A 395-nucleotide genomic window follows, 5' to 3' on the forward strand; every position below is an offset into this window, starting at 1 on the left:
ACATTAACAGATGCAGGTAATGTTGTGTCTGCAATGCTAAATGTAATTTGCTCACCTTGTTTAGCGTTCACTCCTAAAGGAATGGTAACGTCATTCAGATCTGTAGAGCTAAGAGCTTGTAAAGTTACAGGATCACCAGTATTATCTTCAACTAAATGAGAGTAAATAGCAAACTCAGGCGCTATATCACCCCAAATGTTAGCATCATATCCTAAATCGAACCCTTTAGAAGCATTAGCGTTGAAATAGAAATCAGTGCTATAAGATTTGCTGTTAGAGCTTAAGTTAAGGCTTAAATAGGTTAACTCGGCATTACGACCAACGATAAAGTCATCACCAGTACCCGTAGAACGCATAGCAGGTGTGAATTCTAAATCATAAAGATCATCGTTAGT

Annotated in this window: 1 protein-coding gene; it reads right to left on the bottom strand. The window is 37.7% G+C overall.

Features of this window, described 5'->3' with window-relative positions; all coding sequences use genetic code 11:
• The coding region (locus ACRHNM_RS16290) for a hypothetical protein (RefSeq protein WP_431137694.1) at positions 1 to 395 on the bottom strand (395 nt) is incomplete at both ends.

The sequence above is a fragment of the Psychroserpens mesophilus genome, from assembly GCF_050617655.1.
In the GTDB taxonomy this organism is placed as follows: domain Bacteria; phylum Bacteroidota; class Bacteroidia; order Flavobacteriales; family Flavobacteriaceae; genus Psychroserpens; species Psychroserpens mesophilus_A.